The organism is Pseudomonas sp. OTU750018 (assembly GCF_011636575.1).
Lineage (GTDB): Bacteria > Pseudomonadota > Gammaproteobacteria > Pseudomonadales > Pseudomonadaceae > Aquipseudomonas > Aquipseudomonas peli.
This window is the reverse complement of sequence record NZ_JAAPAU010000002.1, coordinates 977,022-999,971: the sequence shown is the minus strand read 5'-3', so window position 1 is coordinate 999,971 and position 22,950 is coordinate 977,022. Positions and strand designations below refer to the sequence as shown.

General features: G+C 59.0%; 20 protein-coding genes and 3 tRNA genes. 21 read left to right on the top strand and 2 right to left on the bottom strand.

The window, feature by feature from the left end; genetic code table 11:
• The 9 genes from gspH to HCI85_RS13540 all read left to right on the top strand — a co-directional run bounded on the left by gspH (position 1) and on the right by HCI85_RS13540 (position 4,721).
• On the top strand, positions 1-543 hold the full coding sequence (gene gspH / locus HCI85_RS13580; RefSeq protein ID WP_090252280.1) for a type II secretion system minor pseudopilin GspH: 543 nt from the start codon (positions 1-3) through the stop codon (positions 541-543).
• Positions 540-929 carry a type II secretion system minor pseudopilin GspI gene (gene gspI, locus HCI85_RS13575; protein WP_167145213.1) on the top strand — a complete coding sequence of 130 codons (390 nt, stop codon included), beginning with the start codon at positions 540-542 and terminating at the stop codon, positions 927-929. The genes gspH and gspI overlap by 4 nt, the downstream gene beginning before the upstream one ends.
• On the top strand, positions 926-1,621 hold the full coding sequence (gspJ, locus tag HCI85_RS13570; RefSeq protein WP_167145210.1) for a type II secretion system minor pseudopilin GspJ: 696 nt from the start codon (positions 926-928) through the stop codon (positions 1,619-1,621). The genes gspI and gspJ overlap by 4 nt, the downstream gene beginning before the upstream one ends.
• A complete protein-coding gene (gene gspK / locus HCI85_RS13565; protein WP_167145208.1) occupies positions 1,618-2,583 on the top strand; it encodes a type II secretion system minor pseudopilin GspK in 966 nt (321 codons plus the stop codon). Before gspJ ends, gspK begins: the two co-directional genes overlap by 4 nt.
• Complete coding sequence (gene gspL, locus HCI85_RS13560) at positions 2,580-3,716, top strand: type II secretion system protein GspL (RefSeq protein ID WP_167145206.1); 1,137 nt, start codon at positions 2,580-2,582, stop codon at positions 3,714-3,716. Before gspK ends, gspL begins: the two co-directional genes overlap by 4 nt.
• Positions 3,713-4,234, top strand: a complete 522-nt coding sequence (locus HCI85_RS13555; protein ID WP_167145204.1) for a type II secretion system protein M — start codon at positions 3,713-3,715, stop codon at positions 4,232-4,234. The genes gspL and HCI85_RS13555 overlap by 4 nt, the downstream gene beginning before the upstream one ends.
• 125 nt (positions 4,235-4,359) lie before the next feature.
• A tRNA-Val gene (locus HCI85_RS13550) sits at positions 4,360-4,435 on the top strand.
• A 33-nt stretch (positions 4,436-4,468) separates the two neighbouring features.
• Positions 4,469-4,545, top strand: a tRNA-Asp gene (locus tag HCI85_RS13545).
• Between the two features lie 99 nt (positions 4,546-4,644).
• Positions 4,645-4,721: transfer RNA gene (locus HCI85_RS13540), tRNA-Asp, on the top strand.
• Between the two features lie 288 nt (positions 4,722-5,009).
• On the opposite strand, the gene HCI85_RS13535 is transcribed toward HCI85_RS13540, so the two are convergent.
• Entirely contained in the window at positions 5,010-6,050 is a 1,041-nt protein-coding gene (locus tag HCI85_RS13535; RefSeq protein ID WP_446730782.1) for an AraC family transcriptional regulator, read from the bottom strand.
• A 230-nt stretch (positions 6,051-6,280) separates the two neighbouring features.
• Here HCI85_RS13535 and HCI85_RS13530 point away from each other — a divergent pair, with 230 nt between their 5' ends.
• The 5 genes from HCI85_RS13530 to HCI85_RS13510 all read left to right on the top strand — a co-directional run bounded on the left by HCI85_RS13530 (position 6,281) and on the right by HCI85_RS13510 (position 12,545).
• Positions 6,281-8,314, top strand: a complete 2,034-nt coding sequence (locus HCI85_RS13530; RefSeq protein ID WP_167145202.1) for an NADPH-dependent 2,4-dienoyl-CoA reductase — start codon at positions 6,281-6,283, stop codon at positions 8,312-8,314.
• Between the two features lie 65 nt (positions 8,315-8,379).
• Entirely contained in the window at positions 8,380-8,811 is a 432-nt protein-coding gene (locus HCI85_RS13525) for a nuclear transport factor 2 family protein (protein ID WP_167145200.1), read from the top strand.
• 262 nt (positions 8,812-9,073) lie between these two features.
• Positions 9,074-10,444: a chromosome partitioning protein ParA gene (locus HCI85_RS13520; RefSeq protein ID WP_167145198.1), complete on the top strand. Its 1,371-nt coding sequence runs from the start codon at positions 9,074-9,076 to the stop codon at positions 10,442-10,444.
• A gap of 2 nt (positions 10,445-10,446) precedes the next feature.
• Entirely contained in the window at positions 10,447-11,382 is a 936-nt protein-coding gene (locus HCI85_RS13515; RefSeq protein ID WP_167145196.1) for a 1-aminocyclopropane-1-carboxylate deaminase/D-cysteine desulfhydrase, read from the top strand.
• 53 nt (positions 11,383-11,435) lie between these two features.
• The gene (locus HCI85_RS13510) at positions 11,436-12,545 is read left to right on the top strand and encodes a cyclic nucleotide-binding domain-containing protein (protein ID WP_167145194.1); all 1,110 of its coding nucleotides are present in this window, start codon (positions 11,436-11,438) and stop codon (positions 12,543-12,545) included.
• Position 12,546: 1 nt separating this feature from the next.
• Here the strand turns inward: HCI85_RS13510 and HCI85_RS13505 are convergent, their stop codons facing one another.
• Positions 12,547-13,494, bottom strand: a complete 948-nt coding sequence (locus HCI85_RS13505; RefSeq protein ID WP_167145192.1) for a DUF1853 family protein — start codon at positions 13,492-13,494, stop codon at positions 12,547-12,549.
• A gap of 183 nt (positions 13,495-13,677) precedes the next feature.
• Between HCI85_RS13505 and HCI85_RS13500 the strand changes: the two genes are divergently transcribed.
• From HCI85_RS13500 to HCI85_RS13470, 7 genes are all read left to right on the top strand, one after another.
• Entirely contained in the window at positions 13,678-14,565 is an 888-nt protein-coding gene (locus tag HCI85_RS13500; RefSeq protein WP_090252309.1) for an NAD(+) kinase, read from the top strand.
• Positions 14,565-15,539: a metallophosphoesterase gene (locus tag HCI85_RS13495; protein ID WP_167145189.1), complete on the top strand. Its 975-nt coding sequence runs from the start codon at positions 14,565-14,567 to the stop codon at positions 15,537-15,539. Before HCI85_RS13500 ends, HCI85_RS13495 begins: the two co-directional genes overlap by 1 nt.
• A complete protein-coding gene (locus HCI85_RS13490) occupies positions 15,536-16,405 on the top strand; it encodes a rhomboid family intramembrane serine protease (RefSeq protein WP_167145187.1) in 870 nt (289 codons plus the stop codon). Before HCI85_RS13495 ends, HCI85_RS13490 begins: the two co-directional genes overlap by 4 nt.
• Before the next feature lie 45 nt (positions 16,406-16,450).
• Positions 16,451-16,714 (top strand): YeaC family protein, encoded by a 264-nt coding sequence (locus HCI85_RS13485; RefSeq protein WP_090252318.1) that lies wholly within the window; start codon positions 16,451-16,453, stop codon positions 16,712-16,714.
• Complete coding sequence (locus HCI85_RS13480; protein WP_167145185.1) at positions 16,714-17,550, top strand: DUF2797 domain-containing protein; 837 nt, start codon at positions 16,714-16,716, stop codon at positions 17,548-17,550. Before HCI85_RS13485 ends, HCI85_RS13480 begins: the two co-directional genes overlap by 1 nt.
• Positions 17,551-17,604: 54 nt before the next feature.
• Complete coding sequence (gene pepN / locus HCI85_RS13475; RefSeq protein ID WP_167145183.1) at positions 17,605-20,265, top strand: aminopeptidase N; 2,661 nt, start codon at positions 17,605-17,607, stop codon at positions 20,263-20,265.
• 636 nt (positions 20,266-20,901) lie between these two features.
• Positions 20,902-22,926 carry a DUF1302 domain-containing protein gene (locus HCI85_RS13470; RefSeq protein ID WP_167145181.1) on the top strand — a complete coding sequence of 675 codons (2,025 nt, stop codon included), beginning with the start codon at positions 20,902-20,904 and terminating at the stop codon, positions 22,924-22,926.
• The last annotated feature ends 24 nt before the right edge of the window (positions 22,927-22,950 follow it).

Below are 22,950 nucleotides of genomic sequence, written 5' to 3'. Positions count from 1 at the left end.
ATGCGCCAGCAACCGAGCCAGGCTGGGGGCTTTACCCTGATCGAACTGCTGGTGGTGCTGGTGATTCTCGGCAGCCTGATCGGTATTGCGGTGCTCAGCGTGGGCATCGCCGGTCCGGGGCGCGAGTTGCATAACGAAGCCGAACGGCTGGCCGGGTTGATTGGCGTGCTGGCCGAGGAAGCGGTGCTGGATAACCAGGAGTACGGCTTGTTGCTCAGCCGCGAGGCCTACCAAGTGCTGCGTTACGACTCGGCGAAGCAGAGTTGGCAGGCCTTGTCGGCCAAGCCCCATAAGCTGCCGGGCTGGGCCGAGCTGAGTGTTGAGTTGGAAGGTGCGGCGCTGGAGCTACCGCTGCCTGAGGGCGAAGAACCCAGCAAAGGTGCACTGACGCCACAGTTGTTGTTGCTCTCGAGCGGGGAAATCAGTCCGTTTCGTTTGCGCTTGGCCGAGCGCCGCGCTGATGGACTGCGCCTGCAATTGGTTAGCGATGGTTTCCAGCTGCCCAAGGTTGAGAGCGAGCAGCCGGCAGGGCGCAAACGATGAGACGCGCGGGCGGTTTTACCCTGCTTGAGGTGCTGGTTGCTTTGGCAATTTTCGCGCTGGTCGCCGCTAGCGTGCTGACGGCCACCTCGCGCAGCCTGCAAACCGCCTCGCGGTTGGAAGAAAAGACTCTGGCTATGTGGATCGCCGACAATCAGCTGGCTGAATTGCAGTTGTCGAAGACTCCGGTTGCTGATGGCCGCGACCAGGGCGAGGTGGATTTCGCCGGGCGTCGCTGGCAGTGGCAAAGCGAGGTGCTGGCCACGAGCGAGGCAGATATGCGCCGCGTCACCCTGTGGGTCGCGCCCGCAGAGCAGGGGCGTTTAGGCGGAGATGTGCGTGAGCGCGCGGTGGTCAGCCTGAATGGTTTTCTCGGGGTGATGCAATGAGGGCTGCGCGCGGTTTTACCCTGCTCGAATTGCTGATCGCCATCGCCATCTTTGCCCTGCTGGGGCTGGGCACCTACCGCATGCTCGACAGCGTGCTGCAAACCGACAGGGTCACCCGTGCCCATGAACTGCAACTGCGCGAGCTGGTGCGCGCCATGGGCGCATTCGAGCGCGATGTGTTGCAGGTTCAGGCCAGGCCCACGCGTGATCCCTTTGGTGATCCGCGCGCCGCGTTGCTTGGCGAAGACCTCGATAACCCTGCCCTGGAACTGACCCGCAGCGGCTGGCGCAATCCCCTGGGGCAGCCGCGTTCTGGCCTGCAGCGCGTGCGCTGGCAACTCAGTGGTGAGCAATGGCAGCGTCAGTACTGGACGGTGCTGGATCAGGCGCAAGACAGTCAGCCGCAGGTGCAACAGGCGCTGGATGGGGTGACCCGACTGCAGTTGCGTTATCTGGATCAGGAAGGCAGCTGGCAGACCAGTTGGCCGCCCCTGGGCAACAACCCGGACGATGCACTCAAGCTGTTGCCGCAGGCCGTTGAACTGGTGCTGGAGCATCGCCGTTATGGTGAGCTGCGCCGTGTGCTGCGCCTGCCCGAAGGCTTGCCGGAGCGTCTGCAACAGGCGCCCGAGCCTAGCCCGGACGATCCTGCGGAGCCCGGCGGCGATATTCCCGAGGAGCCGCGCTCATGAGTCGGCAACGCGGCATGGCGCTGATTACCGTGTTGCTGGTGGTAGCGGTGGTCACTGTGGTCAGCGCCGGGATTATCGCCCGTCAGCAACTGTCGATCCGCAGCAGCGCTAATCAGCTGCATGTGCGCCAGGCCTGGCAGTACGCCCTGGGTGGCGAGACCCTGGCCAAGGCCATTCTGCAGCGCGACCTGCGCGAAGGTGACCCGCGTGCGCCGGTGGATCATCCGGGCGAGGCCTGGGCCAAAGCCCGAGCGCCCTTTGCCCTGGATGAGGGCGGCGCCTTGCGGGTGCAGATCACCGATCTGACCGCACGTTTCAACCTCAACAGCTTGCTGCGTCAGGGCCAGCCTAATGAGGCCGCCGTGGCGCAATTTCGTCGTCTGCTGCTGGGGTTGCAGATCGAAGCGCCTTACGCCGAGCGGCTGCTCGATTGGCTGGATGCCGATGATCAGCCAGGCGGCGGTTACGGTGCGGAAGACAATCAGTACCTGCTCGCGCAGCCACCTTATCGCGCAGGCAACCGCGAGTTGAAGGATGTCTCCGAGCTGCGCCTGTTGCTGGAAATGACCGAGGCGGATTACCAGCGCTTATTACCTTATGTCAGCGCCTTGCCGGCGGATGCCACGCTTAACGTCAATACCGCCAGCGCGCACGTGCTGGCCAGCGTGGCTGAAGGGTTGCCGCTGAGTACTGCTCAGGGCCTGGTCGCCGCGCGGGGCAGTGAGGGCTATCGTGATTTACCGAGCTTTACCGCGCAGCTGAGCGGCTTGCAGGTGCAGAGCCAAGGGTTGGCTGTGGGTAGTCAATATTTTCAGGTGCTCAGCGAGGTCACTGTGGGTGAGCGCCGTCAGGTTTTACGCAGTACCTTGCAGCGCGCCAGCGATGGCAAGTTGTATGTTCTAGCCCGTGATTTGGGGCAGGGCGGTATGCCGCCGGCGCCCGTTGAGGAAGTCGAACCATGAGTCAGACCTATGTATTTCTGCCTCCCGCCGCCTGTGCTGGCGCGCAGGCGGATCTACCCGTGCACAGGGTGGCCGACGGGGTAAGTGAAACCCTGGCGTTTGGTGACGCGCAGATGCAGCTTGCCACTAGCTGGACCCTGGTCCTGCCCGTTGAGGCGGTAACGGCCTGCGCGGTTAACCTGCCGACGCGCAAAGCCCGCTGGCTGCGTCAGGCGTTGCCGTTTGCGGTGGAAGAGCTGCTTGCCGAAGAAGTCGAACTGATGCACCTGGCGTTGGGCGAGCAATTGGCCGATGGCCGTCACCGGGTGTTTGCCGTGCGCCGCAGCTGGTTGGCCGGCTGGCTGGCGTTGTGCCCCGCAGCGCCGCAGGCGATTGTGGTGGATGCCGATCTGTTGCCCGGGCCGGGTACTGCGCTCTTGCCGCTGCATGGCCGCTGGTTGCTGGGCGGCGAAAATGTCTCGCAAATGGCGCTGCAGGCGCAGGACTGGCCGCAGCTGAGCCCCTTGTGTGTGCAACCGCAGGTGGCCTGGTGTGATTCTAAGCATCAAGCGCCACAGCCGGTAGATGAACGCATGGCGGTGACCGAGCCCTTTGTTTGGCTCGCTCAACAGCCGCTGCGCAATAACCTGGCCCAGGGCGAGTTCGCCGTGCAAAGCAGTAATGGCCACTGGCAACGCTGGCGGCCCTTGCTGGGGCTGGTCGGCATGTGGCTGGTGCTGCAGTGGGGCTTCAATCTGGCGCAGGGCTGGCACCTGCAGCGTCAGGCCGATGAATACGCTGCCTCCAGCGCCGCGTTGTACAAGGAGCTGTTCCCGCAGGACAGCAAGTTGGTCAACTTGCGTGCGCAGTTTGATCAGCATCTTCAGGCCGGTGCGGGCAGCGGACAAACCCGCTTGCTCGGCTTGCTCGCCCAGGTCAGCGGCGCGTTGGCTGCTGAGGGCGGCCAGGTGCAGATCAGTCAGGTGGATTTCAGTGAGGTGCGTGGCGATCTGGCCATGCAAGTGCAGGCTGCCGGTTTTGCCGAACTGGAGCGTCTGCGTGAGCGCTTGCAAGAAACTGGCTTAGCGGTGCAGTTGGGCTCGGCTAGTCGTGAAGGCAGTGGCGTCAGTGCGCGTGTGGTGATCGGAGGATGAGTATGGTTCCGCAAGGCAAAGGCTTTACCGCGCAGTTGGATAATTCGCTGTTGCTGCAGCGCTGGCGTGCTCTGGCGCCGCGTGAGCAGTTCTCGCTTGGTAGCTTGGGCGCGTTTCTGCTGCTGGTGTTGCTCTACCTGACACTCTGGCAACCGACGCAGGAGCGCCTGGCCGCTGCGCGCAATGCGTTTGAAGCGCAGCGCGAGTTGAACGCCTACCTGCATAGCCAGGCGCCGGCGGCGCGCAATCTAGCCAGTACCCCGCAGCAGGCGATTGATCCGGAGCGTCTGCAAGGCATGGTCACGGCCACGGCGGCAACCCAGGGGCTGACCATCGAGCGCTTGGACAATTCCGGCGATGGCGCTGTGCAGCTCAATCTGCAACCGGCGCCTTTTGCCCAGTTGCTGCGGTGGTTCACTGTGCTGCAGGAGCAGGGCGTGAACATTGCCGAAGCTGGGCTGGATCGCGTCGAAGACAATAAGGTGGCTGCTCGGCTCAGTCTGCGGGTGGCGCAATAAGGGTGCAGCGTGCCCTGTGATAGCACCTGGCAAGGGCAGCGGTTTTTACACTTTTTTAGAAAAACTTGAAGCAGGGTGTTGACTTAGGTGCGGCCCTTGCGTAAATTTCGCGCCTCGCAAGCAGCGGGTGATTAGCTCAGCTGGGAGAGCATCTGCCTTACAAGCAGAGGGTCGGCGGTTCGATCCCGTCATCACCCACCACTCTTGTGAAACCGGACGAAAGTCCACCGACGCGCAGCGGTAGTTCAGTCGGTTAGAATACCGGCCTGTCACGCCGGGGGTCGCGGGTTCGAGTCCCGTCCGCTGCGCCATATTTTCCAGCTTGGGTTCACTCAGGCTGAGATGAAGAAGCCCTTAAGGCTGATCCATCAGATGAAGCAAGAGTTGTACGGACGTAAGTCCACCGACATGCAGCGGTAGTTCAGTCGGTTAGAATACCGGCCTGTCACGCCGGGGGTCGCGGGTTCGAGTCCCGTCCGCTGCGCCATATTAGAAAGCCCGCTGATAGCGATATCAGCGGGTTTTTTATTGCCTGCAATTCCTTGTCATGCGTCGCTGGAGCTGTCGCGCGACAACCTGTCATCTTGCGTTCATCTGCCTGCTCTAGCTTTATTGGCATGCTCTTTGTTTATGCAATGAGCAGTTGCTGACATATCGAGTGGGAGGAATAGGCAATGGACGATTATCAAGAAGAGCTGCTGGAAGCTCGCGCCACCGAGCAGGATGTGCCGGAGCGTGACGAAGACGCCACCGAGCTCTGATCCTTTTAGCGCTGCTAGAGCGCTCGGCGCTGCTCGCGGCGATATTCGCCTGGGGTTTGCTGGTTCCAGCGTTTGAACGCGCGCTGGAAGGCTTCGGCCGAGGCAAAGCCGAGCAGGTAGGCGATTTCACCGAAGGCCAGTTCGGTGTCGCGGATATAGGCCATGGCCAGGTCACGGCGGGTGTCGTTGAGAATGCTGCGAAACTGTGTGCCTTCCTCGGCCAGCTTGCGTCGCAGGGTCCAGGTCGGTAGCTGCAAACGCGCAGCTACTTCTGCGAGGTCCGGTTCGCAGCCGTGCAGCAATGGGCCGAGCAACTGAGTAATGCGCTCGCGCAGGTTGCGGGTGCGTGTCAGCTGCGTGAGTTCCCGCTCACAGATTTCCAGCAGGTGCCGCCAGGTGCTTGGGCAGTGTTCCGGGTTGCGTAGGTTCAAGCTTTGCTGACTCAGGCGCAGCTGGTTGTGTTCACTGGCAAATTCCACCGGGCAGGCAAACAGCGCGGTGTATTGCACCGCATAGTCAGGTGCAGGAAATTCGATCTGCACTTTCTCCACGGGCAGGGCCTGTTGCGCCAGCTTGCACAGTTGCTGTGCCCAGCTGGCCAGCACTGAGTCGACCACGAAGCGGTTGTAAGCGTTGTATGGGCTTATCGAATAGAAGCGCAGCCAGGCCCCCTGAGCGTCTTCATGCAGGCTGGATTGGCCACGGTAGTTGCTGGCATACAGCGGTTCAAAGCGAATCAGCGCGCGCGCCGCTTCCCGCACGGTCGGTGCCTGCATGGCCGTCACGCCAGCCAGGCCCAGTTGGCTCAGGCGGCTGGTTTGCCCCATCAGCAGGCCCAGGCCGGGTTCGCTGCATTGCTGGATGGCACTATGACCCAGGCGCATATAACGCGGAATCGACAGCCGTGCGCGCGGCTCGGCCAGGCGTGCGGCATCCAGGCCATAACTGTCGAGCAGCGGTTGTGGGTCCTCGTCGCAATGGCGCATGGCGTCGGCCAGACTGTCGACAAATCCTACCGACAGGTCACCGAGTTTGACCCGTGTGCTTTTCAGCATTGTGTCGTTATCCCGACTGCGCCCAATCGTGTTGGGCATTTAGACAAGGCCGCCAGGGTAGGCAGGCGTATGGGTTTTGCCAAGAGCTGCTGCTCTTTTTGATCATTAGGTTGTTACTTTTAGTCATTGAGCTGTTCGGCGCGGCTGATTATCGTCTAGACCATATTCGACCGCGACCCGCTAAGAGGTTTCGGCATCCGTGAAAGCCAACACCCGATGTGGAGATATCCATGACTGCTCTTTACCCCAATCTGCTGGCCCCGCTTGATCTGGGCTTCACCACGCTGAAGAACCGCACCCTGATGGGCTCGATGCACACCGGGTTAGAAGAAAAGCCTAATGGTTTTGAGCGCATGGCGGCATATTTCGCCGAGCGTGCCCGTGGTGGCGTTGGCTTAATGGTCACCGGTGGTATTGGCCCGAACGATGAGGGCGGTGTGTATTCCGGCGCAGCCAAGCTGACCACCCCGGAAGAAGCCGAAAAGCACAAAATCGTCACCCGCGCCGTGCACGCTGCGGACGGCAAGATCTGCATGCAGATTCTCCACGCCGGTCGCTACGCCTACAGCCCTAAATCGGTAGCGCCGAGCGCCATTCAGGCGCCGATCAACCCGTTCAAGCCGAAAGAGCTGGACGAGGAAGGCATCGAGAAGCAGATCCAGGATTTCATCAACTGCTCCGTGCTGGCCCAGCAGGCCGAGTACGACGGTGTGGAGATCATGGGGTCGGAAGGTTATTTCATTAACCAGTTCCTCGCCGCCCACACCAACCACCGTACCGACCGTTGGGGCGGTAGCTACGAGAACCGCATGCGTTTGCCGGTGGAGATCGTCCGTCGCGTACGTGAGGCCGTCGGCCCGAACTTCATCATCATCTATCGCCTGTCGATGCTGGATCTGGTTGAAGGCGGCAGCACCTGGGACGAGATCGTCCTGTTGGCCAAAGCCATCGAAAAAGCCGGCGCGACCCTGATCAATACTGGCATCGGCTGGCACGAAGCGCGTATTCCGACCATCGCCACCAAGGTGCCGCGCGCCGCGTTCACCAAGGTCACCGCCAAGCTGCGCGGCGAGGTCAGTATTCCGCTGATCACCACCAACCGCATCAACACCCCGGAAGTGGCCGAGCAAGTGCTGGCTGAGGGTGACGCTGACATGGTCTCCATGGCGCGTCCATTCCTCGCCGACCCAGACTTCGTCAACAAAGCGGCCGAGGGTCGCAGTGATGAGATCAACACCTGCATCGGTTGTAACCAGGCCTGTCTGGACCACACCTTTGGTGGCAAGCTGACCAGCTGCCTGGTCAACCCACGTGCTTGCCACGAGACCGAGCTCAACTACATTCCGACCACCACGGTGAAGAAGGTTGCCGTGGTCGGTGCTGGTCCTGCTGGCCTGTCAGCGGCCACTGTGGCCGCCGAGCGTGGTCACAGCGTGACTCTGTTCGATTCGGCCAGCGAAATCGGCGGCCAATTCAACGTGGCCAAGCGTGTGCCGGGTAAGGAAGAGTTCTTTGAAACCCTGCGCTACTTCAAACGCAAGCTGGAAACCACCGGCGTTGATCTGCGCTTGAACACCCGCGTATCGGCTGACGATTTGGCTAAGGGTGGCTACGACGAGATCATCCTGGCCACCGGTATTGCGCCACGCACCCCTGCTATTCCGGGTATCGAACACGCCAAAGTAATCAGCTACCTGGACGCCATTCTGCAGCGCAAGCCGGTTGGCCAGAAGGTCGCGGTGATTGGCGCGGGTGGCATCGGCTTCGACGTGTCCGAGTTCATTACCCATCAGGGTGAGGCCACCAGCCTCAACCGCGAGGAGTTCTGGAAAGAGTGGGGCATCGACACTGCGCTGGAAGCTCGCGGCGGCGTGGCGGGCGTGCAGGCCCATCCGCATCCGGCGGCGCGTGAAGTGTTCCTGCTGCAGCGCAAAAAATCCAAGGTCGGCGATGGCTTGGGCAAGACCACGGGCTGGATCCATCGCACCGGTCTGAAGAACAAGAACGTGCAGATGCTCAACTCGGTCGAGTACCTCAAGGTCGACGACGCCGGCCTGCATATAAGCATCGCCGGTGGCGAGCCGCAGGTGTTGCCGGTGGACACGGTGATTGTTTGCGCTGGTCAGGACCCGTTGCGTGAACTGCAGGAAGGCCTGGAAAACGCCGGACAGAGCGTACACCTGATTGGTGGTGCCGATGTCGCCAGTGAGCTGGACGCCAAACGTGCAATCAACCAGGGCTCGCGCCTCGCCGCCGAACTCTAAAGCAATCGACGCCCCGCCTAGTGCGGGGCGTTTTGCATACGGCTTACAAGAATAAGGAGAAGCCTATGTCTGAAAATTCTCAACTACAAGCGGCCGCCGCCGCTACGCTCGCGCAATGGCACGCATTGATGCAGAACAACGACCTGCGCAGCCTGCCGGAATTGCTGCATCCGCAGGCGGTGTTCCGATCGCCCATGGCCTACAAGCCCTATGCCGGTGCGCCCATGGTGTCGCTCATCCTCAACACGGTGAGCAAGGTATTTGTCGACTTTGCCTACCACCGCGAGCTAGCCAGCGCTGATGGTCTCAATGTGGTGCTGGAATTCAGTGCCAAAGTGGGTGAGCGCGAGCTGAAGGGTATTGACATGATTCGCTTCGATGAGGCAGGCAAAATTGTCGAATTTGAAGTGATGGTGCGCCCCATGAGCGGTCTGCAGGCCCTGGGTGAAGAAATGGGCCGGCGGCTGGCCCCTTTTTTGGCCGCGGCAAAAGCCTGATACGTTGCACCAAACCCATCACAGTTTCGCCCTGTCGGCCTGTTTTTAGCGGTCTGCTGGCAGGTTGACTGCCAACCCAGTCACATTGCTGGGCTTGGTTTTTCCCCTAGACTTGCCTGAACAAGGGTATAGCGCCTGCAACATAGGTATTGCTTAGTCCGTCAGATTGTTGGCAGTCTTGTCATGTGCGCCATTTTTTGCGCAGCGTGATCAAGATGAGTCACCGCTGAGCGGAGCCCCGTTTCGGCCTAGAGGAAAAGCGATGAGCATGCAGAACAAGCCACAGATGGTTGAGGCCGTACTGTTCTTCAGTGAGCGCGGTGGCATCTGCAAGCAAATGTTTTTCCCTGAGTTCGAAGCGTTGCTCGATGGCGTAGTGAATATGCCGGAGTTCGCCGACGAGCAGATGCGGGTGGCCTATGTGCTGATCAACCCGCGCTTGCTGATCAAGGCGCTGGTGTTTTTCTACCTCGATTTCGACGAAAAAGGTGCGCCGGATTCCGGTTGGAATATCCCCTTGCAGGCTTTGGCCGAGCGGGCAGGGCGCGGCCCTGATCTGGGCGCAGGACCGATTCGCCTGGCGTGCCGCAGCCAGTGTCCGGTGTCCTGGCACCAGATGCACCTGTGGGACCCCAGCCTGACCCCAGGCAATAACGACCTGGCACTGCTGCGCGATGTGGTCAAACGCAACAGCTTGGGGCTTCTCGCCGAAGATGAAAGCACTCAGGCGGTGGCCCCTGAGCGCTTGCAAATGGCTTCGGAGGATAAGTGGTACGCACCTGATCCCGCTCAGGAAGAAGCTGCCAAGGCCACCGAGAAGCTTGATCAGGAACAACGTCTGAAAGCTGCACAACTGATCAAGCAGCAACGTCTGCGCATCAGCAGCCTGACCCAGCAGCATGAGGAAGAGCTGGCCAAGTTCAAGTTGGCCAGCGACGAGCAGAGCAAGAACTTGCAGGCGCAAATCCACGGTCTGCATCAGGCCTTGCGTCAGCAAGAAGAGCACAATGCTGCGTTGAAGGCGCAGCTGGCTGCCCAGGCGGCCAGTTTCCAGACCTCCCGTGAGGAGATGACCGAGCAACTGCGGGCGCTGGAACGTGATGGTCGCAGTGAGAGCGACAGCTTGCGCGCGCAGTTCGAAGGCGAGATGCAGGCCAAGATTGCTTCTGCAGTGGCTGAATACAAAGAGCAGATTGCCATTCGCGATGTTGAGCTGGCTTATCGCGGCGAGCAGGACACGCAAGCGTTGCAGGAGATCAATCGCCTCAAACGCGCATACGCCGATCTGGCCAGTCAGGGCGGTGATCAGATTCTCGAGCGCCTGGCCAAGCTCGGTGTGGTCTTTGTGGTCTATCACCCAGGCGCGGGTCACCTGACCATCCCGCTGCAGGACATCGCTGCCTACCAGGACAACCCGCTGGCTTATGCCGCTGCCAAGTGTTTTGTCAGTGAAGAGCAATACCGTCACTGGTTGGCGCATTATCAGAAACCGAGTTGTGAGGCTTCTTTGCCCAGTGGCGAGCGTTGCGCCATCCCCATCGACCGTATCGATACGCCGAGCCGTTTTGTTTTGGGTGAATCCAATTGCTGTGCGCGGCACAAAGCCAGTAGCCGTTTGCGCACTGTCAGTTAACCTTGTCTGTTGTCCTGCCTGAGTGGGCGCCTTATGCCCCGTTACGGCACTTCCCGCTGGATTGGTCGGTGGCTGCTGGAGTTGAGCTGGCGGTGCTGCGCCTTGACCTGCTCGACCCACTTATCAGCGGTAATAAATGGTTCAAGCTCACCCATCATCTGCGCGCTGCAGAGGTCGCTGGCGCCTCGGGCGTGATCAGCCTGGGCGGCGCGCACTCCAATCATCTGCATGCCCTGGCCGCTGCCGGTAAACGTTTCAATTTCCAGACGGTCGGGCTCATGCGCGGCCATCCGCAGCAGACTCCGACTGTGGATGATCTGCAGGCCTTCGGTATGCAGCTGCACTGGCTGGGTTATGCGGGCTACCGGGCTCGGCATGCGGCTGATTTCTGGTTGCCATGGCAAGCGCTTTATCCGGGTTTCTATCCAGTGCCAGAGGGCGGTGGTGGTCTGCCGGGTGCGCTGGGGTGTATGGGCTTGGTGCAGCACGTTCGCCAGCAGCTTCCAGCTCTGGGGTGGGCTGATTACGATGCCTGGTGGTTGGCAGCAGGCACGGGCACCACGCTGGCCGGTTTGCTGCTCGGTGAAGCGGCTGCGCATCCGGTGCATGCGGCGCTCGCTGTACCGGCTGATCATGGCGTCGAGCAGCAGGTGCAAACGATTATTCAGGCGTCCGATATGCCGGTGGGGTCTTATCAGCTGCATGAGGCCAGCCGTGGTGGATTTGCCAAGGTGGATGCTGAATTGCTCCATTTTATGCAGGCGGCAGAAACGCAGAGTGGTGTGCCGCTGGAGCCGCTGTATACCGCCAAGGCATTAATGGCGTTGCGCCAGCAGGTCGAGGCCGGTTACTTTGCTCGCGGCAGTCGTTTGGTGTTTGTGCACACGGGCGGCTTGCAGGGCCGTGCCGCGGCCTTGCAGCAGGCGGCGAAAGCATGATCGGCCGATTAACCCAGCTACACTGAATTTCACCAGCGGAGCCTGGATACTCCATGAGCGAACCTCTTAACCCCGAACAGTTGCGCAGCCTGACGCCACTCAATGTGCTGTCTGAACAGCAATGGCGCGAATTGCGTGCGCAGTTAGTGCCGCAACCGTTGTTGGCGGGTCAGTTGTTGTTTCGTCCGGGGGATCAGGCGCGCCTGACCTATTACCTGCTGGCGGGTGAGCTATTGCTGCAATCGGTCGATGGCCAGGCGCAGCGCTTGCAGGCTGGCAGTGAGGCCAGTTGTCACCCGTTGTCGCCGAGCCTGCCGCGCTTGCACGAAGCGCGGGCGCTGACTGATGTCAGTGTGCTGGCGTTGGACACCGCGACCCTCAATCGGCTGCTGACCTGGCGCCTGGCTTATCAGGACTTGCTACTCGAACTGGGGCAGGATCATGCCGAAGTCGAATGGTTGGAACGCCTGCTGGAAAACCCACTGTTTGCCAAGGTGCCGCCGTCTAACGTGCGCGCTATGTTGGCACGCCTGCAGCGTGTCGAGCTGGCCGCAGGCAGTACCGTGCTGCAGGAGGGTGATGTCGGTGACAGCTGCTATTTCCTGAAAAATGGTCGGGCTGAGGTGATCCGCGGTGCGGGCAGCGCTCAGCAGGTGTTGGCCGAGCTGGAGATCGGCGCCTGCTTTGGTGAGGAGGCCTTGCTGGCCGACAGCCCGCGCAATGCCACGGTAACCATGCTGGAAGATGGTGTGGTACTGCGTCTGGATCGTCAGGATTTCTTTGCGTTGCTGAAGGCTCCGGTGGTCGATGAGGTGTCGCTCGGCGAAGCATCACGTTTGCTGGCGGCGGGTGCGCAGTGGTTGGATGTGCGTCTGCAGGAAGAATACGAGCGTGCCCATGCGCTGCAGTCGCTGAATATGCCGTTGCAATTGCTGCGTCTGAAAGCGCGCTTACTGGATAAGACGCGTACTTATCTGTGTTACTGCGACAGCGGCAAGCGCAGCAGCAGTGCAGTATTTCTACTTTCGCAGCTTGGCTATCGCGCCTATGCACTGCGTGATGGGGTGGATGCCTTGCCGGCGGTCCAGCGTGATGCGCTGCTCTGTGAGAGTGGTTCGGGCTATCTCGCGCGCTCGGGCGGTCGAACCGAGCGCAGCCTCTGAGCTAGTCGCCCGGTTGCGCGGGCCAGTGGTCATTGACCAAAAATACTCGCTCGGCTTCCAGCCAATCATTCTGTGGGCCTTCAATCAGGCGTACGAGCAGCTGTGCGTTAGCATCGCTCGGTAGTGCCGCAAGCCATTGATTGAAATGCTCCCGCGACCATAAATACGCTTCTTCAATACACGCAGGTGCTAGCCAGGCGTGACGGTCCAATGGCTGCCATTGACCGGGGGTGTGCATGGCAAAATCGCTCCAGTCAGCACGATGCAGCCAACGCCCACGCAGGTGTTCAGGGTTGCCCTCTGCTGGCGCGGCATAGGAAAGCTGCTGCCAGGGATAAAACAGATAACCGCCCAGCCACAGCGCCGCCTGTGGCCGATGAATATCCAGCTCGGTTAAGCGCTGTTGGGCTTCGGCGCGGGTCGACAATGGCAACTGGTGCTGGCCTAGATGCGTCAGCTTGAGATCCAGGCGGTCGTGGCTGCCGGGGCCCAGCCAGTGCGCCAGATCCGTGCCATTGCACGACGGCTGACCCAGATACAGCTTGATGGCCAACTCCAGGTGATGCACGCCTTCCTCGTCGCGCAGCAGTATGTCCAGCTCACCTAGGGTATGACCCTGTTGGCGGATGGGCAGGTTGGCGGCCAGTACCTCGACACCCGGTGCGGCATTCAGGGCAAACTGCCAGAGCCGTTCGTAATACAGCCCCAGGCGGCGGATTGATCGTTGGCTTAGCCACTGCTGCAAATCATGGCTGTCGGTATCCAGACTCAGCAGCCAGTCCGCCAAAGCGTCGGGTTGCTGGCTCCAGCGACTGGCTTTGAGTGGATGACGCTGTGGCCAGGGCGTCTGTGCCAGCAACGGCGGCGAGAGCAGCGCCCAGGCCAGGTCGCGCACAGCAGGCTGGCGCAACTGCGAAGGCAGGTCGGTGAGCAGAGGAAAGGGCGTCATGTTGCGAGCATAGCGCTTCAAGGCTAATTGGCGTCGACTGTGCATTTATACGGCGGGTTTAAAAACCATTCACGCGTTCTCAACGGGTTGTTAATCGATGCCATAGGCAGTCTGCGGTTTGCCGCTGCCATGGGCTTTCGCCCATAATCCGAACCACTAGATCCAGAGCCTGGCGGGAGCACCATGGAGCAGTTTCGTAATATCGGCATCATCGGTCGACTGGGCAGCACCCAGGTTCTGGACACCATTCGCCGGCTGAAGAAATTTCTGCTCGCTCGTCACCTGCATGTGATCCTCGAAGACACCATCGCCGAAGTGCTGCCGGGTCATGGCTTGCAGACCTCGTCGCGCAAAATTCTCGGCGAAGTGTGTGACCTGGTGATCGTGGTCGGCGGTGATGGCAGCATGCTTGGCGCAGCGCGTGCGTTGGCGCGGCACAAGGTGCCGGTGCTGGGCGTCAACCGCGGCAGCCTGGGCTTTCTCACCGATATTCGCCCCGATGAACTGGAAGTCAAAGTGGCCCAGGTGCTTGAAGGGCATTACCTGACCGAGAACCGCTTTCTGCTGGAGGCCGAGGTGCGCCGTAATGGCGAGGCCATCGGCCAGGGCGATGCACTCAACGATGTGGTGCTGCACCCGGGTAAGTCCACGCGGATGATCGAGTTCGAGCTGTTTATTGATGGCCAGTTCGTCTGCAGTCAGAAGGCCGACGGTTTGATTGTAGCCACACCGACCGGCTCCACGGCCTATGCGCTGTCCGCTGGCGGGCCGATCATGCACCCCAAGCTGGACGCCATCGTGATTGTGCCGATGTACCCGCACACGCTGTCCAGTCGACCGATTGTGGTGGATGGCAACAGCGAGCTGAAAATCGTCGTATCCAAAGATCTGCAGCTGTACCCACAGGTCTCGTGTGACGGACAAAACCACTTCACCTGCGCCCCCGGTGACACCGTCACCGTGGCCAAACGGCCGCAGAAGCTGCGCCTGATTCATCCGCTGGATCACAACTATTACGAAGTCTGTCGGAACAAGTTGGGCTGGGGTAGCCGGCTTGGCGGGGGGGCTTGATGCACCTCGATCCCGCTCGCGGTTACGACCTGATCGGCGATATCCATGGCTGCGCAAAAACCTTGGAACGCCTGCTCAGCACCCTGGGCTACCGCCAGCAGGCGGGGGTGTGGCAGCACCCTAAGCGTATGGCGATCTTTCTAGGGGATCTGGTCGATCGTGGCCCGCGCATCCGTGAAGCGTTGCATCTGGTGCGCGATATGGTCACGGCCGGACAGGCGCTTTGCATCATGGGTAACCATGAGTTCAATGCCTTGGCCTGGAGTACACCGGCCGCGCCTGGCAGCGGTCGGCAGTTTGTCCGAGAGCACACGCCACGGCATGCTCGGCTGATCAAGGAAACCCTGGAGCAGTTCGATGCTTACCCGGCGGAGTGGCAGGGTTTTCTCGACTGGTTCTACGAGTTACCGCTGTTTATCGATGCCGGGCATTTCCGTGTGGTGCACGCCTGCTGGGATGACAGCCTGATTGAGCCGCTGCGTGCGCAGTTTGCCGATGGCTGCATCGATGAGCATTTTCTCCAAGCCGCTGCCGTGCATGGCAGTTTTGCCAATACCGCGCTGGATCGACTGCTGCGCGGCACTGATATGCGTTTGCCACATGGCATGACCCTGACCAGCGATGACGGCTTTACCCGCGCGCACTTTCGCACCAAATTCTGGGAAGAAGACCCACAAACCTACGGCGATATCGTCTTCCAGCCTGATGCTCTGCCGGAACTGGCAGCGCAGATGCCGCTCAGCGAGATGCAGAAAACCGAACTGCTTAAATACGGTGCTGATCAGCCGCTGCTGTTTGTTGGCCATTACTGGCGCAGCGGCAAACCAGCGCCGATTCGCAGCAACCTGGCCTGCCTAGATTACAGCGCCGTGTTGAACGGCAAACTGGTGGCTTATCGGTTGGATCAAGAGACGCGTCTGGAGGCCAATAAGTTTGTGTGGGTCGATGTTGACAGTCCGGAGGCGCGGCCATGAGCGCAGTCGCGGCAATGCGTTTGCCTGAGCATGTCGATCTGAGTGGTTTTATTACCTTGCTGCAGCGCTTGCAGGTGCCGCATCGGGTCGCGGAAGAGGCGGGCGAACAGGTGCTCTGGGTGCCCGGTGAGGTGTTGGCCGAGCAGGTGCGCGAGCTTTATGGGCGTTATCCGCAGGGCGATGCCGACGTGTTGCTTGAGCCGTCGCAGGCTTATGTGGCGCCAGCTCCGGGCTTTGTCCAGCAGATTAAAAACAGTTGGACGACCTCAGTAGTCCTGGCGCTGACCTTTATTGTCGCGGCCATTACCTTGCTGGGCGACAACCTGACGGCGGTGAGCTGGCTGAGCTTTGTCGACTACCGCCTTCAGGGCGATTACATCTACTTCAGCTACCTCAATGACACACTGGCCAACGGTCAATGGTGGCGGCTGCTGACGCCGATGCTGATTCACTTTGGCATCCTCCATCTGGCGATGAACAGCCTCTGGTATTGGGAGCTGGGCCGGCGGATCGAGGCGCGTCAGGGGGGCGTGATGCTCTTGGGGCTGACCCTGCTGTTTAGCCTCGCGGCCAATTTTGCCCAGTACCTGCATGCTGGCCCCTCGCTGTTTGGTGGCCTGTCCGGTGTGCTGTACGGCTTGCTCGGGCATTGCTGGATTTTCCAGCGCCTGGCGCCTACTCCGGCGTATCGGCTGCCGCCGGGCGTATTGGTGATGATGCTGGCCTGGCTGCTGATCTGCATGACCGGCATCTTCGAGCTGCTGCAATTCGGCGCTATTGCCAACGCGGCGCATGTCGGCGGCCTGCTGGCCGGTTGTCTGACCGGGCTGGTGGGCGGTGTGCTGGCGCGTCGGCGACACAGTTAGTTGTTCTTCAGGCTGGTAAACTGCCACTTTGCATTTGGAGGCGCCATGTCGTCCTTTCTTGAAGCGATTGAAAACATCACCCCGGAGATCTACCAGAGCCTCAAGCTGGCTGTGGAAATCGGCAAATGGCCCGATGGCCGCAAGCTGACTCAGGAGCAGAAGGAGCTGACCCTGCAGGCGCTGATCGCCTGGGAAACGCACAACCTGCCGGAAGAAGAGCGCATCGGTTATATGGGCCCGCAGGAGTGCAGCAGCAAATCCGCGCCTATCCCCAATCTGTTGTTCAAATCCTCGGATACCCTGCACTAATGAGTGAGTTGGCCCGTGGTGCCCTGAGCAAAATGGCGGCGCAGCTGGATGCGCCGGTGCAATACAGCTTTCGCCTGGGCGATGAGTTGCTGCCGGTTAATCCGTTGATCGGTAAGACCCTGCGTCTGGAATTTTTAGGCGCGATCCACTGCACCCACTGCGGGCGTAAAACCAAGAGCAGCTACAGCCAGGGTTATTGCTACCCCTGCATGCAGAAGCTGGCGCAGTGCGATATCTGCATCATGAGCCCGGAGCGCTGCCACTATGACGCAGGCACCTGCCGCGAGCCGAGCTGGGGCGAGCAGTTCTGCATGACTGATCATGTGGTCTATCTGGCTAACTCCAGCGGCATTAAAGTCGGCATTACTCGGGCCACGCAGATCCCTACGCGTTGGATCGACCAGGGCGCGACGCAAGCGCTGCCGATTCTGCGGGTCGCCACCCGTCAGCAGTCTGGCTTTGTCGAAGACCTATTGCGTAGCCAGGTGGCGGATAAAACCAATTGGCGCGCCTTGCTCAAGGGCGATGCCGCGCCGGTGGATCTGCTTGCCGTACGCGAGCAGCTGTTTGCCACGTGCAGCTATGGGCTGACCGAGTTGCAGCAGCGCTTTGGCATCCAGGCCATTCAGCCGCTCTGTGATCAGCCGGTGGTGCAGATCAGCTATCCGATTGACGCCTACCCGGCCAAGATCACCAGCTTCAATCTGGACAAGAATCCGCTGGTCGAAGGCACCTTGCTGGGCATCAAGGGCCAGTACCTGATGTTCGATACCGGCGTGATCAACATCCGCAAATACACCGCTTACCAGCTGGCCGTCCACGAACTGGCCGCCTGAGTTACTTATTCGCGAACCCGGCGCCCGCGCGCCGCAGACAAAGGGCTACAAGCCATGCGCACCGAACAGCCGAAGATGATCTACCTCAAGGACTACCAGGCCCCGGATTATCTGATTGATGAAACGCACCTGACCTTCGAGTTGTTCGAGGACCATACCCTGGTGCATGCGCAACTGGTGATGCGCCGTAATCCGGCGGCGGGTACTGGTTTGCCGCCTCTGGTGCTGGACGGTCAGCAGCTTGAGCTGCTCAGTGTGGCGCTCGACGACCGCGAGCTGAGTGCTGGCGATTACCAGTTGAGCGACAGCCATCTGACCTTGCAGCCTACTAGCGCCAGCTTCGTGATCGACAGCAGCGTGCGCATCCATCCGGAAAGCAACACCGCGCTTGAGGGTCTGTACAAATCCAGCGGCATGTTCTGCACCCAGTGCGAGGCCGAGGGCTTTCGCAAGATCACCTATTACCTCGACCGCCCGGATGTGATGAGCAAGTTCACCACTACCCTGAGCGCCGCGCAGCATGACTACCCGGTGCTGCTGTCCAACGGCAACCCGATTGCCAGCGGCAGCGATGAAGGCGGCCGTCATTGGGCGACCTGGGAAGACCCGTTCATGAAACCGGCTTATCTGTTCGCCTTGGTCGCCGGCGATCTTTGGTGTGTGGAAGACAGCTTTACCACCATGAGCAAACGCGACGTGGCACTGCGTATTTATGTCGAGCCGGAAAACATCGACAAATGCCAGCACGCCATGGACAGCCTGAAGAAATCCATGACGTGGGATGAAGAGGTCTACGGCCGTGAATACGACCTGGACATCTTTATGATCGTCGCGGTCAACGACTTCAACATGGGCGCCATGGAAAACAAGGGCCTGAATATTTTCAACTCCAGCTGCGTGCTGGCCAAGGCTGAAACGGCTACAGACGCCGCCCACCAGCGCGTTGAAGCGGTTGTAGCTCACGAATACTTCCACAACTGGTCGGGCAACCGCGTGACTTGCCGCGACTGGTTCCAGCTGTCGTTGAAAGAAGGCTTTACCGTCTTCCGCGATGCCGAGTTCAGCGCCGATATGCACTCGCGCACGGTTAAACGCATTGAAGACGTGGCGTACCTGCGCACTCACCAGTTTGCCGAAGATGCTGGCCCCATGGCCCATCCTGTGCGTCCGGACGCCTTTATGGAAATCTCCAACTTCTACACCCTGACGGTGTACGAAAAAGGCTCGGAAGTGGTGCGCATGATCCGCACCCTGGTTGGTGCAGAGGGCTTCCGCAAAGGCAGCGATTTGTACTTCGCGCGCCACGACGGTCAGGCTGTGACATGCGACGATTTTATCCGCGCGATGGAAGAGGCCAATGGCATCGACCTGACCCAGTTCAAACGCTGGTACAGCCAGGCTGGCACACCGCGGCTGGAGGTCACTGAAAGCTACGACGCGGCGGCCAACAGTTATCGCCTGCACTTTCGCCAGAGCTGCCCGGCCACACCCGGGCAGGCTGAGAAGCTACCGTTTGTTATCCCGGTCGAGCTGGCTTTGCTCGATGCTCAGGGGCGTGAGCTGCCGCTGCAACTGGTCAGTGAAAACGTCGCCTTGGGCACTTCCCGCGTGCTGCAAATAACTGAAGCCGAACAGGCGTTCACCTTTGTCAATCTGGCGGAAAAACCGCTGCCGTCCTTACTGCGCGGTTTCTCTGCACCGATCAAGCTGAGCTTCCCTTACAGCCGTGATCAACTGATGTTCCTGATGCAGCACGACAGTGATGGCTTCAACCGCTGGGAAGCTGGGCAGCAACTGTCCGTGCAAGTGCTGCAGGAGCTGATTGGTCAGCATCAACGTGGTGAGCCGCTGGTGCTTGATCAGCGCCTGGTCGAGGCCTGCCGTACGCTGCTGGCCGATGAATCGCTGGATCAAGCCATGGTTGCCGAGATGCTCTCGCTGCCAGGTGAAGCCTATCTGACAGAAATCAGCGCGGTGGCCGATGTCGAAGCCATCCATGCCGCCCGTGAATTTGCTCGCAAGCAACTGTCGGATGCGTTGTTCGAGCTGTTGTGGGCGCGCTACCAGCGTAACCGTGAGGTGTCCCGTACCAGCACTTATGTGGCCGAGGCCGAGCACTTCGCCCGGCGCAGCCTACAGAACATCGCGTTGTCTTACCTGATGCTCAGCGGCAAGGCTGAGGTGTTGGCAGCTTGTTTGGAGCAGTTCGAGAACGCTGACAACATGACCGAGCGTTTGACTGCGTTGGCGGTGCTGGTTAATTCGCCGTTCGAAGCCGAAAAGGCAACTGCCCTAGCCAGCTTCGCCGATTTCTTCAAGGATAACCCGCTGGTTATGGATCAGTGGTTCAGCGTGCAGGCAGCTTGCGCCTTGCCGGGTGCGCTACAGCGTGTTGAGCAACTGATGCAGCATCCGGCGTTTACCCTGAAGAACCCGAATAAGGTTCGTTCCTTGATCGGTGCGTTTGCTGGGCAGAACCTGCTGGGTTTCCATCAGGCTGATGGCAGTGGCTATCGCTTCCTAGCCGACCAGGTTATTACCCTGAATGCCCTCAACCCGCAGATCGCGTCGCGTTTGCTGGCGCCGCTGACTCGTTGGGCCAAATATGGCAGCGCACGTCAGGCTCAAATGAAGGAGCAGCTGCAACGCATTCTGGCTGCGGGTGAGCTGTCTAGCGACGTGTATGAAGTGGTCAGCAAGAGTCTGGCTGGTTAATTGATCAGCGGTAACAAAGTAGGGGCGGTCATGTTGCCCCTACTTAAATCTGTATGTGTTTGATCGTTTTTCGATCAATTCGTTAATACTAAAGACCGATCAAACAGGCCTGTGTGCAATGCGCGGGGTTAGATGCTCTTCACGAAGTCCTTCCGAGTCGCATAAAAGTGTTACCCGTTTCGATCGGGTAACACTTTTTGTGTTACCCGATTAGATGTAAGCAAAGTTTGCACAATCTGAATTGGCCTGCTTGGCTTGACCTTGGCCGATTTGTTTGAAGCGTCTGGATGCTTAATCCCGGGTGGGGTGACTGATCACGCCAGATGGTAGGACAAAATAGGAAAAATACATCACTGCATACAGTTGATTGGTTGCTGAATGATCAGTCATGAAATGGTTTTATGGTTTGAGTTGTGTATTGCTGATTTTTTTATACGGCCGTTTGAATTGGCACCATGGTTGCAAGGAACTAAATTGATTTGACCTCGTCATGGTGCACGCCAAACAGTGAGGTGCGTGTAAGCGCGTTGGGGGATTGCCTTCCAATCAACATTTAAGGCCGTCATCAGTATGGCCATAACGTGCCTCAGCGGTTGGGGTACAAAAAAGATGATCTGTCCACGGAGTAATGTTTCGATGGAAATTAAGTCCCGTAAGCCCGTATTGCGTTTCGCACCTGCTAAAGCAGGTTTTGCTTTTGTCGGCATTCTTCCACTCCTGGTGGCGGCCCATGCCCAAGCTGTGGAATTCAGCTTCGCAGACAATGAAATCAGCGGCTCCATCGATACCACCGTGTCCTACGGTCAGCTCTGGCGCGTACAAGGTCAGGACAAGACCAACAACGATATCAATACCAACGACGGTAACCGTAACTTCGGTACTGGCTTGGTTTCTGAAGTCTTCAAAGTCACTTCCGATATGGAAGTGACCTACCAGAATTACGGTGCCTTTGTGCGCGGCACGGCGTTCTATGACACCCAAATCATGGACAAGCGTAACGACTACTACGACTCCAGCCTGGCGTATCAGCCAAGCCAGAATGTACCGAAAGACGACAGCTTTACTCGCGGAACCCGTCACTCGGCCGGCCGTAACGCAGAAATTCTCGATGCCTATGTATATGGCAATTGGGATGTCGCCGACATGCCGGTTGGCGTGCGCTTCGGTAAGCAGGTATTCAACTGGGGTGAAGGCCTGTTCTATCGCGGTGGGGTAAACACTACCAACCCGGTAGATGCCGGTAAGTTCCGTTTGCCTGGTGCAGAAGTTAAAGAAGTCTTGGTTCCGGTTGAGGCGCTGAGCTTTAGCGTTGGCCTGACTGATAACATCTCCATGGATGCTTTCTACCAGTTCAATTGGAAAGAGTCAGCGATTGATCCAGTAGGTACTTTCTTTTCTGAAACTGACCTTTTCGGTGAGGGTGGTAATACTGCCTATAACAATTTCGCGGGCACAGCGCTGGCGGGTGTAATTCCGGTATATAACGGTGTAGCCAATCCCCTGAACCCCGGGTTGCCGCTGCTTCGTGGGACTGGTCTGTTCCAAAACGGTGTCAATACATCATTTGGCAACATCTTGAAGGTTGCTGATGTTACGGAAGATTTGAACGCGAAGAATGATGGTCAGTACGGATTGTCATTCAAATATATCGCTGAAGAGCTGAACTCCACTGAGTTCGGTGCTTATTTGGTTAACTACCATGCCAAAGAGCCGACTATTTATGCTGATCTGAATGGATATAAGGGTGTTAATCTTGCCCAGTTGGCTCGGAGCCCTGCTCTTACTGGTGTAGATCTGGTTCCTCAAGTTGCAGGTACTCAAGGTTGTAACTCTGGTATTCCAGGCGTGCCGTCATGCCTAACTTTGGCTGGTGGCTTGGCTACTGTTGATATGCTTGGTTCCACCCAGGCTAAACGTGAGTATGCCGAAGATATCCGGATGTACGGCTTCAGCTTCAATACCACGCTGAATGAAACTTCAGTATTCGGTGAGCTTGCATATCGCCCGAATCTGCCTGTGGGTATCTCTGCTACGAATGACCTGTTGGGTGATATCGTTCTGCAGGGCGGATCTCTGGCTAACAATTTCAATGGTAGTCTCGGAAGTGGTCTGATTTCGGGTCAACAAGTTAATCGCAATTCGCAGGTCAGTAACTCTCGCCGTGTTGAAGCGTTTAATGCTTCTATTGGTGCTATCCACAATTTTGGTAACGTAATTAGCTTTGATTCGCTGTTCGGTGTTGCAGAAATCGCGTCGGAGCACCTGCGTGGTGATAGCCTGAAATATAACTCTGTCAATGGCGAGCGTTGTATCGCGGGGCGTGCCAACACTTCTTACGCCACCGATGCGGCCATGGCTAAGCAGGATTGCGCTTCCAGTGATGCATATGGTTATACCCTGGTGCTGTCAGGTACTTGGAACGACGTTTACGCAGGCGTAAACCTGTCGCCATTTACTGTCTTCAAACATGACTTCCAGGGCAATGGCCATCAGACTGGTAACTTTATTGAAGACCGCAAGGCTTACACCGTAGGTCTTCGCGCCAGTTACCTGAACAGCCTGGAAGCTGAAATTCAATACACCGAGTTTATGGGCGCCGGTCAGAGCAACTCGGGTCGCGACCGCGACAACGTTGGCTTGAACGTCAAGTATTCCTTCTAAACATAACTAGAAAATATCGAGTGC